Here is a 17099-nt window from a genome sequence, read left to right as displayed (position 1 = left end):
TGGTAAATGAAAACTGTGGAAATACGAGTTAAAAAACTCATGGAGCAAGCGGGCGGAGATTGGGGGATCATGATAGAAGATATACAGAACGATATCAGTTGGGGATATGAGGCACATACACCATTCCCTGCTGAAAGTATTATTAAGATTCCGATAATGGCAGCCGTTTTTTCCGCCGCGGAAAATCGGCAACTGCGATTAAGCGACTGTGTAAGCATGAATCAAGGGGATCAGGTCGGTGGTGCGGGTGCTTTGCAATACGTAACACCCGGCATTGAGTTATCCATATATGATTTATTGGTTCTTATGATCGTTCAAAGCGATAACACAGCTACAAACATGCTCATTGATCTGGTCGGAATGGAAGCGATACAGCAAACTTTATTGGAAGCGGGGATGAAAAACAGCCGCTTTCAACGGAAGCTGATGGTCTATCCAGCACATGAGCATTTGCAAAATATCGTTACGGCGGCTGATGTGTCTTTCATGTTGAGAAAAATGGCCGCGGGTCAACTTGTATCCCGGCATGCATGTGAACAAATGATTCAAATCATGAAATGGCAGCAATATAGAAATGGTCTTCCATCACAGCTTCCAAGTCCATCCGGGAAAATCGCCGGAGAGATTCCGAAGTGGGAACTGGCTCATAAGACTGGATGGGATCTGAACCGCCAACATGATGCTGGTATTTTATATACGGGACAACGGACAATGATTATATCCGTTTTATCAGAAAATGTTTCTTCAAAAACCGCATTGGATGTGTTGGGAGAGATCGGAAAAGCCGTATATGATTATGCGTTAAACAATTAGAAGATGGGAACCTTACATTTGCGGCTGATCGTGATACGTTAGTTAATGAGTTAGGAGTGTCAGAGGAAGATGCTCATCTAATGTTACTGGCGGTTGATGAATTACAACCTGAACAAACTTCAAAAGTTCAACCTTATGGATTTGTTGGTATATCCATTAACTTAGGTCCTAAAGTTCGTAAGATGAATGGATGGGCTGCCGGTGCTTTTGCGGCAGGTTATGTAGGGTGGTATGCTAAAAAGTTTGCTGTTAATCCCATTACTGCTGGTGTACCAGGTCTTATTACTGCTGGTACAGCAGCTGCTGTAAAACGTGCAGTTGAAAAAAATATAAGAAAAGTTTGGCTAGGCAGGAATATTCCTGGATTGAGTTTGACTTATAATGTGAATATTCCATGATTATTTCCAAAGCATAAGAACACTAAGGTGAGTAATGCAGGTGCACACTCACCTTTTTAATGTTTTTAAGATTCGATACTATAGACTTGCCATCAAAAATGTCATTTAGTAATAAAGGATATGACTCTATTGAATGGGAATGTATGTCGGTTGAATGGGGACTCTGCATGTATCATTTTCTGCAAAGGAAAGTCCAGCATGCGAATACTGTGTAAGTGATTGCCAGATGTACAAAAGACAATTGGCATGAACGAGACTGTTTTTTCTGGAATATGGCTCGGTACTCATTGTTTACGAAGCTTTTGATGAGCATCATCGCTTATTGCCTTTATTCCCTGGTATTCTTGCAGCAGGGCATATAGAAACATGTTGTAAAAAAAGCTTCTCCCAAAAGGGATTTCGTATACCAAGTGGCGTAAAAAGTGTATGCTTTCCGTAGAGCTATCCTTTTGTAACGGATTTGTACAAGGTAGCACTTATCCGTCTATTATAAGGCGTTTTTTCTTTTTTAGGTGTGTCTACATTTTTGAACAAACTGCTAGTAAATAAAGGGGGCATATAACGTGTATTTATTTTTATTCACCATCATTTATTGCTTGGTGACACGACTTATAGATCTGTCTTTTGGACCTGCTTTAGGAATTTATTTGTTAGCTTTTGGCTTTATGAAAGGTTGGTGCAGTGGGAAGCTTCATGACTTTTTGAATTTAGAATCGTTAAGAAGTTTATATAAGAAAAATGGATTAAAAGATTCTTTAACAGAGCTCTCATCTTTGATTTTGGTATATGCTAATTCTTATTTCATAGATTATGAGCCTTTTTCTATTTTCGAATTTATTTATTTGTTTGTTGGTTTTGTAATTTTATATCGCTTTCTGTTTTGGGGGATAACAAGAACGCTTAGAGAAAAAGTTCATTTTAGAGTTTAATTTTTGCGTCCGCCAAAGCCCCGCCAATCGCTCCCTATATGAGTATTGGATCGAAACTAAACTTAACCCCACTTATGCTTTGTCGCTCCCTATGCCGCGATTATCAGAACCTTTTCAATTGGGGGAGAGGACTCGATTTGAGTGACGGGGTCCGCATTTGTCGCTTTAGAATAAGTTCTTTTACAGTGCTCCTTTCTTTTGTATTTGATTTGCTAAGTATAGCCTTGGAATAAAGTTTGATTAATTTAACTTAATAAACCTTGATAAAAGAGCAAATAGAAAAAGCATGTTTTGAAAGAAGATTGATCAAAACACGCTTTTTCTATATTCAATTGAAGCATCCTTTTATAAAAAAGTTTGATTATTTTTGTGATTAACTAAACTCCAAACTGTTTAAGATGATGGTCAAGGTGCTTGTATATTCCTTTACCCCATTGCTCAGAAGTGAGTTTACCAAAAAAAGGATGCGGATGAGTTGTGCACTTCTCTGGTCCGTTATTTTGGAATATGGTAATTTTTTGTTTAAGCTTTTCTTTTTCTGTCTCAAAATCTCTATCATTTGTAATCAAAATGGTTGGAATAGTAGACATGTTATGGGGCAATGTCTTGTCATTGTACATGATTTGTTTTGCAAACCTCCCTACTATTATTCCTAACCAACCCCTTGGTGGAAAAGAATTTCCCATTGCAATGTCTTGAAAAGATGAACAATGCGCTAGCATTTGGGAAACATTCATTTTTCCCCATTGTGGTTGTGAATCTGGACTTAATTTGTCAATACGGTTTAAAATTTCCTCTGAATGCAATTGATTAAAAATATTTTTCATTTGTGCATCATCCTTTATCAATCTGCCTCTACATCACCACAAAAATCCATTTATTCTGTTCTGCTTCTTTAGATGGCAACTTTCTACAAAATCTCAAAACAATAATAACATAATAAATCCAATTTTATTCGAAAATCTTCTTCTATTATAAGGGCGCGTTTATTGAACAAAGAAATACTCAATAAAATAGATGTTTTTATCAATCTTTATTATAAATGATCAGCCTTTTTTATAAATTATCGAACTTTATTTTAGATCCACACTAAGATTCAATTGATACGAAGTTTGGAACTTTTTTCTGTATGAACGGCCTTACATAAAAAAGTCAGGGGAAGTATGATCATGAAGAATGGGAGAGATACTTCATTTGCTTATGCATTAGCTCATATCTTTATCATTGCAATAGTATTGATTGTGGCATTGGCCTAGTTTAAATTTTCTGTCGTCAGCGTGTTTGTTATCGCCCTATTTTTCATCGTTTTATTAGCGAGATTTAATGGATTCACATTAGTCGAAATTCAAGATTATCTCATACAGGGAACGAAAAACTCTGTTTTCATTATTTTGATTCTTATGAGTGTTGGGATGATTATAGGGACTTGGGTTGTATCGGGCATTGTACCGGCAATTATCTATTATGGCTTGCATATATTAAGTCCCTCTTATTTTTTCATTACAGGTTTTATCATTTGCTGCATCGTTACGTATTTTACCGGGAGTTCTTATGCAACGATTGGAACGTTGGGAATTGCTTTTATAGGGATTGGTATTGGAATGGGGATACAAGCACCGATGATTGCCGGGATGGTCATTTCAGGTGCGATCTTCGGGGACAAAATGACGCCTTTTTCAGATACGACAAACTTGGCCTCGGGAGTAGCGGAAGTCAATATTTTTAAACATATTCATTCCATGTTATATACAACTCTGCCCGCAGTATTCATCTCTTGTATTTTATATTGGCTTTTGGGGTTAAGGTACGGGAGTGATGACAATTCGGGAAAAACGGAACTCATGACGGAAACATTAATGGAACACTTTACGATTCATCCAGTGTTGTTATTGGTTCCGCTGTTCACAATCTTTCTCATCATAAAAAAACTTCCGCCTGTTATTGCCTTAAATATGGGTTCATTAGCGGCGGTTTTGACGGCCTTTATTTTTCAGCCGTCTTTTGGGGCCGGCGTTATATTAAATTCTTTCATGGACGGATTTGTATATCAAACAGGTGTAGAAGATGTCGATAAGCTTCTTCAGCGTGGCGGTATTTCAGGTATGTTTACTGTCACAACATTAGTCATCCTTGTGTTTAGCCTCAGTGAAATTTTACAGAGAGCAAGTGTTATTTCTGTCATTTTAGGCAAAATGGGTTCTTTTGTAGATACGCAGGCCAAATTGATTCTTACTACCATATTCAGTTGTTTTTTAACCAATATGCTATCAGCCAGCCAATATGTCGCCATCATGATACCGGGTGAAATGTTCCGTTCGGCTTATGAAGGATTAAACATTTCAAAACGGGTTCTCTCAAGAACTTTAGAAGATGCCGGAACCATTACTACATTTGTCATTCCATGGTCGTCTGGGGCCATTTTTGCTTCCGGGGTTTTGGGTGTTTCGACATTAGCTTATTTGCCATATGCATTTTTTGCCTTATTGTCTCCGCTGGTTGCGGCTATTTATGCCCTCACCTGGTTTGCCATATTTAAGGAAGATGAGGAGGACGAGGAATAGTTGGAATTATTTGAAATTAAACGAGTTTAACCAAAGGTCAAATTTTTTGTAAAGGTAAAAGACAATCTTTGAAGAAAAAAATGATTGAGTTTTATACAATCAGTTGTTATACTTGACTCGTAAAATGAAATATCATTTCAATAAATGAAACTATGGGTTTGCATGACATAAGGAGGTCTTTTCATTGGGTTTTATGAACAGAAAAACAGTTATGACAGGACCCGGATTTTTAAAGCGCTAAAGACTCCGCGCTGCCCCTTGGTTGCTATAACAGGAAATAATAGATGTACATAATAAGCGGCATTAGTAGAAGTCCATTCGGAATCTAATAGTAAAAAAGGTGGCGTATCAAACAGGTCAGTCAGAAAAGATGGAGTACGAGAAGGGAATGCAAGTTTATGAAGGAGCCGTAGCTGGAAAGCCGTTTCCAAAAGATCGCTAACAGATATTTTGAAAGCGGAGTCATTCCATGGACTGCGGACGTTTGCAAATGCAGCCATTAGGAACGGCGGATGAACTTGTTCATTGATGAGAGAGTTGTACTGTATTGAAAGGAAATAGACTAAAAAGGGGTTATGCATGATGACCAAGTTAATGTCAGTGGCTGATGCCATCGTGAAATGCATGGAGTTAGAAACCATTTCACACGTATTTTGTGTTCCGGGAGAAAGTTATTTGCCCTTGATGGACAGTATTTACGATTCGCAACACATTAAACTGATTTCCGCGAGGCATGAGGGCGGAGCGGCGTTTATGGCGGATGCCTATGGGAAGGCGATGAGAAAGCCGGGGGTGGCCATGGCTACAAGAGGTGTGGGCGGAGCCAATCTGGCGATTGGAATTCATACTGCCTACCAAGATTCTACGCCAATGGTCGTTTTTCTGGGGCAAGTGCATAGTAAATTCCGCGGGCGTGAAGGGTTTCAGGAGGTCGATTTAGATCAATTTTTTGGCCATATAGCTAAATGGACAGTTGAACTTAAAGATGCCGAAAGGACTCCAGAGCTTATACACCGCGCTTTCAGAATCGCCCAGTCAGGACGCCCGGGACCTGTAGTCGTTTCGCTTCCGGAAGATGTGCTCCGTGAAGAAGCGGTTATGAATATCGGACCTCCGGTGGATGTTCCTTCTCCGCGTCCAACTTCGGAAGAGGTGGAGAAAGTGGAAAGATTATTGGGTGATGCAGAACGCCCTGTCATTATAGCGGGAGGCGGGGTCATTGCCTCTCATGGGGAACGGTTGCTCGTTGAATTTGCAGAAAAGCTTCATATTCCAGTAGTAGCATCATTTCGCCGCCAAGATGTTTTTCCGAATAACCACAGACTGTATGTCGGCCATGCGGGATTGGGTACATTTCCTTCCGTTATAAACACAATGAAAGAAGCCGATGTCGTCTTAGCGATAGGAACCCGTCTTTCGGAAATCACCACTCAGGATTATCGTTTTCCAACCACTGAGCAAAGATTAATTCATATTGACATAGACTACGACACATTGGGAAAGGTACGTAACCCCCAGATAGGGATTGTATCAGATGCCACATCCGCTTTAAAAGAGTTGCTAACAATAAATATTGACGCATTATGGGGAGATTGGACGAAGAGCCGCAGGTCGGATTATGAGCAAGACATGCTGAAGGATTTGAATGAAGATGAAGATTGGATCAAGATGAGAGGTGTCATACAAACTTTGCAGGAGAAGCTTCCGAAAGGTGCCATCATCACAAATGATGCGGGGAACTTTGCTGGATGGCTTCATAGCTTTTATTGTTTTGAAAAGCCCAACACTTATATCGGACCCACATCTGGAGCAATGGGATATGGCTTGCCTGGGGCCATTGGGGCGAAATTGGCCCATCCAGATAAAGTGGTCGTCTCCTTGTCGGGGGATGGCGGATTTATGATGACCATCCAAGAGCTTGAAACAGCAGTGCGATACGGAGTTCCGGTTATTGCCCTTATCTTTAATAACAGTATGTATGGAACGATCCGGATGCACCAGGAGATGCACTACCCTGAAAGGGTGATCGGAACAGAGTTAAATCATGTGGATTTTGCAAAAGTGAGCGAAGCGCTCGGGGTAAAAGCCTTTAGGGCTAAAACAAACGTTGAATTTACGAAAGCGATCGAACACGCGCTTGCCTCCGACAGCCCCGTCGTGATTGAGGTGCTGACGAATCCCGAGCAAATCTCATTGAATGACACGATTCACTCTATCAGGCAAAAGAGTAAACAGCATAACTGATTCCGGAACCGCTTTTTCCGCTAAAATAACGAACACTCGTAACACGAAGGTTGCGGGCGGGAATGAGAGCTAACTTTTATGCGCCGTGCGGCATAGTTGATCAGCGAGAGTGATGTGGCATGATAGGAAGCTGATGACGCTTTTGAGATTGGTTTCATATACCCTGGCAAATCTCGTTATAACCAAACTGCTTGTCATCATTTTGGGGGCTTTGTCTGTTCCTATTGGAATTTGGCGTCCTTCCTATATAATGGAAATGATGAATTGCCCATGTAATGGCTGGCGGTACAGGAGGGCTTATTATGATAATGAGCATGGTATTTTCGGAACGAAAGAAGCGGCTTGGGGCGGTTTGTAACCGGAATTGCCATTGTGGTTAGCAGGAATCTTACAGGCGGCAGACATACTTTCAAAAGGAATTGCCCAGATGATACCAACATTGATTTCCGCGTGTATCGTGATCATCAGCGTCAGTAAATTAACGAAGCCGTCACATATTACGCATCAATGTGAGAGAACGAATATGGCAGGTTTTAGGGGAGGTTGAGCGGGGACTATGAATCAGAGTGTTGTGAAAGCATTACAGTTATTGGATTATTTTACGGAAGGTGAAACCGACTTGTCGTTACGTGAAATATCGGAACGGTCGGGCTTGCCTAAACCAACAGCATACCGTTTGCTTTCTTCGCTTGAATATATGGGATTTTTAACGAAAAACAAGCATTCGGACCAAGATGTGCGCTATAGATTAGGGCTTAAACTGTTGGAGTTGGGCGGAATTGTCGCAGATCAATTGGAGCTTCGCAAAGTCGCAAAGCCTCTTATGAAAAAGTTGCAGGCCGATATTAATGAAACGGTCCATTTGGTTGTTCGCGAAGGAAATGAAGCTGTCTATATTGAAAAGGTAGAAAGCAACCATGCATTGCGTTTATATACAAGAGTCGGGAGAAGGTCCGAGTTGTCACTTGGTTCCGGCCCCAAACTGCTTCTTGCCTATATGCCCAAACAGGAGCAGGAGAAAGTGATTTCGCAAATGAGCTTCGAGCGGTTTACTGACAATACAGTGGTAGATGCCGAAGAGTTATTAAAAAAAATAGAGGAAATACGCAGTAATGGCTTCTCCATCAGCTATGGGGAGCAGGATGTCGGTACGGTAGGAATTTCCTATCCTGTATATAATCGGAAGGGAAGTGTTGTCGCCGCGTTAAGTGTAAGCGGGCCGGTCACCAGACTGTCTGGTGAACATAAAAAGTATGCTCAAATCAAAACGGAAGAAACGGCAAGGAACATATCCATGGAGCTTGGGTATACGGGAAGATGAAGTGTAGCAGGAAATCCTCGTCAGTTGAGCCAAATCCGGAATGCGGGGCGGCCCGTTTATTTTTTAGCGAAGGATCAGACTTCGCCGAATGATAGCCGCTCGACTCTAAAGCGATAAGAAATGGGAACAAACAAGGACGCGCGGGCAGCTGTGAGAGCGATTGTGCCGGACATAGGAGAAGTTGTCTGACAAGACTGCAAAGAGGTCATCCTTTTGGTCCGTTCTCATGAATTCTGCCAAGTATAGCCATGGATGAATGTCTGCAATCAATACAAAGCTGCACACATGCGAAGTGCGCAGCTTTGTATTTTATTTTACGCAAAAAAAGCGATTGAATTAGAAATCAATAAATATATTGACAATTTTATATTTATTGATGTATTATGTATACATAACACATCATACAGAGTACGCAGACAAAAAATAAAAAAATGGGGCGTTTTTGATGGATGTTAAACGAGGGTTGGGGATGGAACCTATACATAGAAAAACAACGAAAGAGATGGTTTATGAGCAACTAAAGAAAGCGATTCTTGTCAGAGAACTGAGTCATAAGGAAATATTCACAGAAACAATGTTGGCCAATTCCTTAAATACTTCAAGAACTCCTGTCAGAGAAGCGGTTGCTGACCTCATCAATGAAGGATTGATGGTTCACATTCCTAGAAAAGGTTTCAAAGTAAGAGAGATTACAGAAAAAGAAATGGATCAAATCATTTTTTTACGAACATCTATTGAAGTACAAGGCATAAAAATTTTATCTGACATCATTACTGAAGAAGAAGTGCGGCAATTATATAAAATTGTTGAACGGCAAGAGAAAGTGATTGCTAGTAATGACAGTATTAAGTTCATAGAATTGGATCAATTATTTCACCGGAAAATATTGCAGTTTGCAGGTCAGGAGCTATTAGAGCAGTTTTTATCCGAACTATACAATATGGCCAGATTAATGGGGCATACAGCTTTAATGAAGGAAGGCAGGATTACCGAGGTTATTCAAGAACATTTGGATATTGTAAAAGCTTTGGAATCGAAAGACGGTGAGCTTGCCATCAAAGTGATGGAGAACCACTTATTGTCTACTGTAGATAGTGTGAGGAATTTTACGGATTGATGATTTTTTTAAATTGTGTGAAAGCGTATACAAAAAAGAGAAGGAGACAGCCATGGATAAAAAAATATTCTCATTGGCGTTAAATGGCAAGAAAAAGGAAATGGCCATTAGCCGGGTTTATGCCATTGGATATGCCGGAAGAGATAAGAAGAAAACGATGGATCATATTAAAGAGTTGGAAGAAATAGGTGTTCCAAGACCGATAGAGATACCGACACTTTATCCACTCAGTTTAAATAATGTCACTCAAAATAAAGTGATTGAAGTGGTCGGGGACAAAACAAGCGGCGAAGCGGAAATTGTGATCATATTTGGCGGGAGAACAGATGAAATTTATGTAACTGTCGGCAGTGATCATACGGATCGAGAGCTGGAGGCAACAGATATTCATAAATCAAAGCAAGTTTGTCAAAAGCCTTTTGCAACAAAAGCCTGGAATTTGAAAGATGTTATTCAACATTGGGATTTGCTGGAACTATCCTCTGATATTTACATCAATCATCGATGGATACCTTATCAAAAAGACAAAATATCATCGATCCTTTCACTTGAAGATATTATGAAATTCCTCGAAAGAAAGGGCGTGCCGTTGGCGAACTCGATTTTTTTCTCGGGAACTGTTCCATTAAAGTGCGGGTTTAAATATGGAGAACAATTTAGAATGACAATTACCGATCCTATTCATAAACGTAACATTTTAATGGAATATACAATTAAAAATTTATTGGGGAGTGTTCAAACTTGAAAATTGCCATATACCAAATGGAAGTGATTGGTGGAAAACCAGCTGAAAACAGGTTAAAAGTACAAAGTTGGCTAGAAAAAGTCATGAAAGAAGAAAATCCGGATACGATTGTTTTACCGGAAATGTGGACTTCTTCATTTAAACTCAAACAATTGAAAGCCCTTGCAGAGCCCGATGGAGAACCAACGAAATCTTTTTTAAGCGAGCTTGCCAAAAAATATAAAGTGAATATAATCGGCGGTTCCATTCCTCATAACGTAGAGACAAATATTTATAATGCAAGCTTCATTTTCAATAGGGAAGGAGAGGTTGTTTATGAATACAGTAAAATCCATTTAGTCCCCATGTTACATGAACACTTATATGTAACGGGCGGGAAAAAGGCGGTCGAGGTATTTGAATTGGATGGAATCAAGATGGGGATCATTATTTGTTATGATTTAAGGTTTCCCGAGTTAGCCAGATCTCTGGCATTACAAGGGGTACAAGCATTGTTTGTGGTGGCAGCCTGGCCAACGCCACGCAAGTATCATTGGACAGCGTTACAAATAGCCCGGGCGATAGAAAATCAAATGTATGTCATTTCTTGTAATGCCGTCGGGAATGTAGATGATGTTACTTATGCTGGGAACTCCATGATCATTGACCCTTGGGGGGATATTTTAAAGCAAGGACAAGACAATCAAGAAGAGACTTTAGTACAGGATGTCAATCTATCAAAGGTAGTTCAAGTGAGAAAGGAGGTTCCTATCTTCAAAAGCCGGGTGCCGGACTTATATTGATCTTTGGAGGGATGTAAAAGTAAATGGGTAGACAAGAGTTTGAATTTACAACTTATGAAGCGTTCCCACGTAAACAAATAGAGGGAAAGGTAAAAGGTTTATGGGAAAGAATCTTATCAAAGGACTCGGAAAGAGAACTGGTTAGGGTATTAGAGTTTGAGCCGGGGGTGGATACTTCTCCAAACGGGATGCAATATCACGAATATTGGGAACATATATACATTATAGAAGGTTCAGTGATAGACCTGACTTTAAGGAAAGAATTTACGAAAGGCATGGCGGCATCAAGGCCGCCCGGTATGCGGCATGGGCCTTGGAAATCGCCTAACGGGTGCATCATGTTTGAGGTCCGCCACAAATAAAGGTAAGCAAAGAAGCTGAAAGGAGTTAGTCATGAGCATCAGAAACGTAATCATTACTGCTTTATTATTATTGTTATTCGTATTGGGAAGTGCATGCTCTAATACAAATGAGACCGGTGGGAATGACGGTGACGACAAAGAAGGCATTTCGCTGAAACTGGCCCATGTAGGGTCTGATTCACACCAATATAATATTGCTTCAGAAAAATTTAAAGAATTGGTGGAGGAACAATCAAAAGGTTCTATTCATATCGAAATACATGGAAACGCCACTTTAGGCAGTGAAGCGGACGCGATTGAGCAAGTAATGGATGGCTCCATTGAAATAACAACTGTTGCCCCTGATAGTTCTTTCGCGAATACTGTACCGGAAATGAACATTTTTGGCATCCCTTATTTATTTCAAGACCGTGAGCATGTTTATTCAGTATTGGATGGAGAAATAGGAGAGCAGTTATTTACATATGTAGATCAACATCAAATGAAAGGACTAGGTTGGTGGGAAGTAGGCTTTAGACATTTGACAAATAATAAAAAAGAGATAAAAACGCCGGAAGATATGAAAAGTTTGAAAATACGAGTGCAACCTTCACCTGTTTGGGAAGTTCATATGAAATCCTTGAATGCCAGTCCCACTCCTGTAGATTTTAATGAATTATACTCCGCATTGGATCAGGGCTTGGTGGATGGTCAAGAGAATCCGTTGCCAACTATAGACTCAATGAAGTTTTATGAAGTGCAACAATATGTATCGTTAACGGCACATACTTATAATCCGGCAATTGTTGTGATCAACCAAGGTGTTTGGGAAAGCTTAAACGAAGAGCAGCGACAAATCCTGCAAGATGCAGTGGATGAAACAACTAATTTTATAAGAAAAACGCTGGAAGAACAAGAAAGCGAGATTATCAAAAAGCTAGAGGATAATGGTGTAACGATTACCGAACCTGATCGGGAGCTCTTTAAAGATGCCACGAAAGAGGTAAGAGAGGCGGTAAAAGAAGTGCCGGAAGAACTGATCGAAAAGATTGAAAAGACAAAGTGATTTTTTGGGAGATTCCTTCCCGGAATCTCCTTTGTTGGCTGGGAGGTTATCGGATGTCTTTTAAAAAAATAGATGATTACCTTGGCCGGGCACTTGAAATAATCATTACCATTTGTTTGTCGGCGGTTGTCATCATTACTTTTTTACAAGTTGTTTTCAGGTATGTATTCAAGCAGCCACTGGGATGGTCTCAAGAAGTTTTAATGGTTTGTTTTGTATATAGTGTCCTATTCGGTGCCGCTTTGGCCATTAAAAACAGTGAGCATCTACAGGTGAACATTTTTGAAAATATGCCCAAAATGATTGAGAAGGTATTTAAAGCGTTAGAGTTTACGGTTGTTATTGTGGTCATCGTTTGTCTATTGTATTTTGGGTTCGGGCTTGTGATGGACAATTTTGATTCAGGACAAGTTTTGGGTATGGTGCCTATTAAAAAAGCTTATGTTTATATGGCGATTCCCATTAGTGCGCTTTTCATGCTATATTATCAGATTAAGAAGGTGTATAAATGATTTGGCTCATACCTTTATTGTTAATCCTTATAGTGATAGGCATTCCGATTGCTTTTTCATTAGGGTTTGTTTCAATTATCGGGATTTTATTTACCGACCCAAGCCTTCTCATTAACCTTCCGAGAAGGGTATTTAGCGGAGTCAATAACTTTACCCTAGTAGCTGTGCCATTGTTTATTTTGGCGGGGGAATTAATGACAAAAGGCGGGATCTCTAAAAGACTGATTGATTTCTCTAAAACAATTGTTGGCCCATTACCTGGGGGCTTGGCAATGGTTGTAGTTTTAGCAAGCATGTTTTTCTCTGCCTTGACCGGTACAGCGATAGCAGCGGCTGCGGCAATAGGCGGAATGATGATACCAGCCATGAAAAAAGAAGGGTACGATATCGGTTTTTCAACAAGCTTAGTGGCCACATCGGCAACGATTGGCCCGATTATCCCACCGAGTATTGTGTTAATCCTATTTGGTGTTATAGCCAGTGTTTCGATAGGGGATCTGTTTGTCGCCGGAGTCATACCCGGTATTTTAATGGGAATTGCTTTAATGGCGTATAGTTATGTTGTCGGGAGAAAACAGAATTATCGCTCCAGTGAACAGCGGGCAACGGTAAAAGAAATTGTGAGGGGAGCAAAAGATGCTGTACTGGCTTTATTAATGCCCATTATTATCATAGGCGGGATTGTCAGTGGTATATTTTCTCCCACAGAATCGGGTGTTGTTGCTGTCGTTTACGCGTTACTTATCGGAATGTTCGTCTATAAAGAAATAAGAATGGAAGACTTTTGGCCAATTCTATTAAATACAGCTAAAACAACGGCGGCGATCGTGTTTCTAATCGGGACAGCTTCTTTGTTTATTTGGTTTCTTTCATTCAAGAGAATACCCAATCAATTGATAGAAATGATGGGCGGTATATCGGATAATCCCATCTTGCTATTGCTCATCATCAATATCGTTTTATTAATTGCGGGTACATTTATAGATACGATTAGTGCTGTTTCCATTTTTACACCGTTATTTTTGCCGATGATTTTAGCGGCAGGAGTCGACCCAATCCATTTTGGCATTATCATGGCGGTTAACCTTACAATTGGCATGGTCACGCCACCTCTTGGAGTTTGCTTATTTGTTACAGCATCAATAGCTAAAATCAAGGTGCCCAAGATGTTCCGGCATTTATTTCCACAAATCGCGTTATTAATTGCCGTATTATTTGCCGTCACATATATTCCGGAGGTTGTTCTCTTTCCTTTAGAGTTTTTTTCCAATAGATGAGGATATGTGTATGTGTGAATACCAACGGTGTCAATGAAATTGGCCATTGAGAAGTTCTACTTCTTGGTCAAAAGAAAATGATGGTTTCGGTAAATGTGAGCTTACGAAGTTCATTCTAGCTGTATGGGAAAAAATGAATTTTTTCCTGCTTTTTTAAATTGAGAAACATGCAGATGAGAAGGCCGACAAAGTGAATCCCGTGCTACTCAGGTAGCAAAAAGAAGGAATCATGGAGACCAGTGCAAACTTCGCCCGGTAAAAGTCATCTAAGAATGAAAGATCAAAAAGCATGTTCACTTAAGCGGCGCAGGCTAAAAAGTCTGTGCTGCTTTTTTTATCATAACAGTGAAGCTATACGATCAACGGTTTTCAAAATTTATGAATAGCATTCATTGTTTCGTTATCCCCACTCTTTCATTTCCCAAAGAAGCTTCGATCTGTTTCACATATTCTCTGTTAGCAGTGAAGTGTCGCTGTCGCTGTCGCGGTTAGCATTATTTTCCATAATATGAAATATAACACTGTCGTTTATAATAAAAGAGATCATTGCTGGCTCATAAAAAGGGGACTGATCATCCAAACAGATAGGAAGCGCCAAGTGAAGAGCATTTCGGATAATAAGCCAAATTACGCAAAATTGCCATCACCTTTTTGCCGGCTGGAGAGGCCTGTTGACACATCAGCCTCAATGCCTCAACTTGTCACTTGTTTTTCGATTTCCATAAAAAAGCATGTCTGCATCGGCAGATTTTTTTGCCATTCTCCATGAAAAATAATGATCGACACAGTTGTCTGATTGGTGATACACTATTGCAGGAGTTTGTTCTGTCCATTTATAGTTGAATGGCCAGTCCATACAAAACGAGTGCTATGAGTGCGTGGATTGAAATGCAGTTTTCTTTACAGCCTATGCGCTTGTTTACGTCGCACTCTATATGAGTGTCTGGATTGAAATAATTAGTTTCAATAACTTTTTAGGCATTTTTATTGTCGCGCTCTATATGATTCAGCATGAGATCGTATATACCCCATGGGGCAAACTATCAGTTAAAGCGATATACGAAGTCCACACGAAACAAACTTTGGAATTGAGGGAGAGTAAAGTGAATCCATCCGCCGTTCATCATGTGAGTTCCTCTTTGGATATAACATCTTTTTTTGATATTTATAAAGCCAATGTTGTGCGAACGAGGTCAACGATCACCGCCATCGTCCTTTCCGTTTTTGATCAGTCGATTTTTGCTGCAGAGGATTTGGAGTATGCGGAGCAAGAAATGACCTTGTTTTTACAACATGAAATCAGGCAGACCGATCTTGTTTTTAAACTGGCCGCCCCATTTGAATGGTGCATCATTCTTGCCCATAGTGGAGAAAAAGAGGCAGAGGCTTTTCTTGAACGTCTCCAATCTCGTGTACAACTGAAAGTGATTCCCTTATTTAATCAGTATGATGCGGCTTTTTTGGCCAGCATCGCTGAAATTGGCAATAGTGACGTGGAATTGGAGGATTTGATTGAACATGGAAGAAACGCCTTGGTTCACGCCAACAAGGAATGGCAAATTGTTTATGTGAATCATTATAAGGCGAAGCACCTAGAAACAGTAAAGATTAGCATATTGGAAGAAGATGAGATTTTTCGAAATGTGTTAAAGAACTCTTTGGAGGGTTTGTCCTTAAAACATTTTGAGATTGAAATTGAGACGTTTTCTGATGGATATCTTTTCCTGCAATCGAAACGATATTTGTCGAGTCATACACATTTGGTGATCATGAATGATATTTTGCCAAGAAAAAATGGGTTAGAAGTGCTGTATACGCTTCGCAATCTGCCCAATAATAAAAAAATCATCATTTATATGATGACAAAAAGAAAAACGGAGGAAGACATGATCTATGCCTATGAACATGGAGTAGATCAATATGTAATGAAACCATTTCATTTGCGATTATTTGAAGCCCAAATCAAAAGAACGTTCGAAAGGCTATGGTCATGATGGATGTGTCGATTGATCTTTTAATTCAGTTTATGCTGGTGGTTTCCGTCTTTTTGCTTGTATTTTCCATTTATTTACTCTCGAACCGGGCAATGGAAGTAGCGCGGGAAAGGAAAAAAGCAGCTTACATAAAGGAGCATCAAGACGCTTGGTATCATTATGTAAGAGGGAGCGGCCCCTTTCCGGAATCACTGATGCCGAGAAATACGTATGAGCTATACGGAGTCGAACAAATTTTTTTGTCCTATATAAAAAATGTCTCCGATCCGTTGATTCGTGAAAAAATCAAGTTGTTTTCCAATGAATCTATGAAAGACCACTACGGGAAGTTGCTTGCCAACAGAAAATGGAGCATTCGCATGAACGCTCTGTACAGGGTCGTTGATTTTCATATAGACAGCTTAATTGATCATTGTATCAGCATGGAAAAAAAGAAATTATCTCCAGATGAGCAGTTTCAACTGCTAAAAATCTATTCGCTATTCAAGCCGGATTTGTTTTTAAAAAAATTTTTGGAGAAACCGCCTTTATTTTCGGAATATGAATGTAAGAAACTATTCAAGACTGCGGATGATTCTGTCTTGAAGCAGCTTATCAAGAATTTTCATCAGTTATCCTCAACGTGCAAATACGCTTTCATTAACACCTTGGGAATGAAACGGGAGATTGGCACTGTCCCTTTCTTAGAAAGCCTTCTAAAAGAAGAGGACGCTGAAATCCGCATCCGCTCTTTAAAAGCGATTCATGAAATCGGCACGCTTCACCAAATAGAGAAGTATACACCCTTTATCTCGTCAGAGATATGGGAAGAGCGGCTCATGGCGGCGAAGGTACTTGGGAATTTGCCACTCCGTGACTCTGTTCCTTATTTGGAAACATTGTTGGCGGACGAGGCTTGGCGGGTGCGTCAGGAGGCAGCCAAAACGCTGAAAATGGACCCTCACACTATCATGCTGGAAAGAGAACAGCAGGTTTATTAATCCTTGGAAGGGATTGTCG

18 protein-coding genes are annotated in these 17099 nt (G+C 40.1%); 17 read left to right on the top strand and 1 reads right to left on the bottom strand.

Annotation, left to right across the window (positions count from 1 at the left end):
* The first annotated feature begins 6 nt into the window (after nt 1–6).
* The 3 genes from NST31_RS08015 (at nt 7) to NST31_RS08005 (ending at nt 2140) form a co-directional block, all read left to right on the top strand.
* Entirely contained in the window at nt 7–813 is an 807-nt protein-coding gene (locus tag NST31_RS08015; protein WP_339164913.1) for a serine hydrolase, read from the top strand.
* 80 nt (nt 814–893) lie between these two features.
* The gene (locus NST31_RS08010; RefSeq protein ID WP_339164911.1) at nt 894–1211 is read left to right on the top strand and encodes a hypothetical protein; all 318 of its coding nucleotides are present in this window, start codon (nt 894–896) and stop codon (nt 1209–1211) included.
* Nucleotides 1212–1774: 563 nt separating this feature from the next.
* Nucleotides 1775–2140 (top strand): hypothetical protein, encoded by a 366-nt coding sequence (locus tag NST31_RS08005; RefSeq protein ID WP_339164909.1) that lies wholly within the window; start codon nt 1775–1777, stop codon nt 2138–2140.
* Nucleotides 2141–2517: 377 nt separating this feature from the next.
* Here the strand turns inward: NST31_RS08005 and NST31_RS08000 are convergent, their stop codons facing one another.
* Nucleotides 2518–2967: a DUF1569 domain-containing protein gene (locus NST31_RS08000; protein WP_339164907.1), complete on the bottom strand. Its 450-nt coding sequence runs from the start codon at nt 2965–2967 to the stop codon at nt 2518–2520.
* Nucleotides 2968–3417: 450 nt separating this feature from the next.
* Between NST31_RS08000 and nhaC the strand changes: the two genes are divergently transcribed.
* The 14 genes from nhaC to NST31_RS07930 all read left to right on the top strand — a co-directional run bounded on the left by nhaC (nt 3418) and on the right by NST31_RS07930 (nt 17080).
* Nucleotides 3418–4701 carry a Na+/H+ antiporter NhaC gene (gene nhaC, locus NST31_RS07995; protein ID WP_339164906.1) on the top strand — a complete coding sequence of 428 codons (1284 nt, stop codon included), beginning with the start codon at nt 3418–3420 and terminating at the stop codon, nt 4699–4701.
* Between the two features lie 582 nt (nt 4702–5283).
* Nucleotides 5284–6945, top strand: a complete 1662-nt coding sequence (locus NST31_RS07990) for a thiamine pyrophosphate-dependent enzyme (RefSeq protein WP_339165502.1) — start codon at nt 5284–5286, stop codon at nt 6943–6945.
* Between the two features lie 133 nt (nt 6946–7078).
* The gene (locus NST31_RS07985; protein ID WP_077111498.1) at nt 7079–7303 is read left to right on the top strand and encodes a hypothetical protein; all 225 of its coding nucleotides are present in this window, start codon (nt 7079–7081) and stop codon (nt 7301–7303) included.
* A gap of 6 nt (nt 7304–7309) precedes the next feature.
* Nucleotides 7310–7492 (top strand): hypothetical protein, encoded by a 183-nt coding sequence (locus tag NST31_RS07980; RefSeq protein ID WP_339164904.1) that lies wholly within the window; start codon nt 7310–7312, stop codon nt 7490–7492.
* 9 nt (nt 7493–7501) lie between these two features.
* Nucleotides 7502–8266: an IclR family transcriptional regulator gene (locus tag NST31_RS07975; RefSeq protein ID WP_339164902.1), complete on the top strand. Its 765-nt coding sequence runs from the start codon at nt 7502–7504 to the stop codon at nt 8264–8266.
* A gap of 445 nt (nt 8267–8711) precedes the next feature.
* Nucleotides 8712–9383 carry a GntR family transcriptional regulator gene (locus tag NST31_RS07970; protein ID WP_236017048.1) on the top strand — a complete coding sequence of 224 codons (672 nt, stop codon included), beginning with the start codon at nt 8712–8714 and terminating at the stop codon, nt 9381–9383.
* A 52-nt stretch (nt 9384–9435) separates the two neighbouring features.
* On the top strand, nt 9436–10128 hold the full coding sequence (locus NST31_RS07965) for a DUF2848 family protein (RefSeq protein WP_339164899.1): 693 nt from the start codon (nt 9436–9438) through the stop codon (nt 10126–10128).
* The gene (locus NST31_RS07960; RefSeq protein WP_339164898.1) at nt 10125–10910 is read left to right on the top strand and encodes a carbon-nitrogen family hydrolase; all 786 of its coding nucleotides are present in this window, start codon (nt 10125–10127) and stop codon (nt 10908–10910) included. Before NST31_RS07965 ends, NST31_RS07960 begins: the two co-directional genes overlap by 4 nt.
* 23 nt (nt 10911–10933) lie before the next feature.
* A complete protein-coding gene (locus tag NST31_RS07955) occupies nt 10934–11272 on the top strand; it encodes a hypothetical protein (protein WP_339164897.1) in 339 nt (112 codons plus the stop codon).
* Between the two features lie 31 nt (nt 11273–11303).
* Nucleotides 11304–12317, top strand: coding sequence for a DctP family TRAP transporter solute-binding subunit (locus NST31_RS07950; protein ID WP_339164895.1), 1014 nt, complete (start codon nt 11304–11306; stop codon nt 12315–12317).
* A gap of 53 nt (nt 12318–12370) precedes the next feature.
* On the top strand, nt 12371–12829 hold the full coding sequence (locus NST31_RS07945) for a TRAP transporter small permease (protein ID WP_077111492.1): 459 nt from the start codon (nt 12371–12373) through the stop codon (nt 12827–12829).
* Complete coding sequence (locus tag NST31_RS07940) at nt 12826–14106, top strand: TRAP transporter large permease (RefSeq protein WP_205179230.1); 1281 nt, start codon at nt 12826–12828, stop codon at nt 14104–14106. Before NST31_RS07945 ends, NST31_RS07940 begins: the two co-directional genes overlap by 4 nt.
* A 935-nt stretch (nt 14107–15041) precedes the next feature.
* Nucleotides 15042–16100 carry a response regulator gene (locus tag NST31_RS07935; RefSeq protein ID WP_339164892.1) on the top strand — a complete coding sequence of 353 codons (1059 nt, stop codon included), beginning with the start codon at nt 15042–15044 and terminating at the stop codon, nt 16098–16100.
* Entirely contained in the window at nt 16097–17080 is a 984-nt protein-coding gene (locus NST31_RS07930; protein WP_339164890.1) for a HEAT repeat domain-containing protein, read from the top strand. Before NST31_RS07935 ends, NST31_RS07930 begins: the two co-directional genes overlap by 4 nt.
* Nucleotides 17081–17099 lie beyond the last annotated feature (19 nt).

It is taken from the genome of Siminovitchia sp. FSL W7-1587 (assembly GCF_037963795.1).
In the GTDB taxonomy this organism is placed as follows: domain Bacteria; phylum Bacillota; class Bacilli; order Bacillales; family Bacillaceae_C; genus Siminovitchia; species Siminovitchia thermophila.
This window is presented reverse-complemented; position numbering and strand designations above follow the sequence as displayed.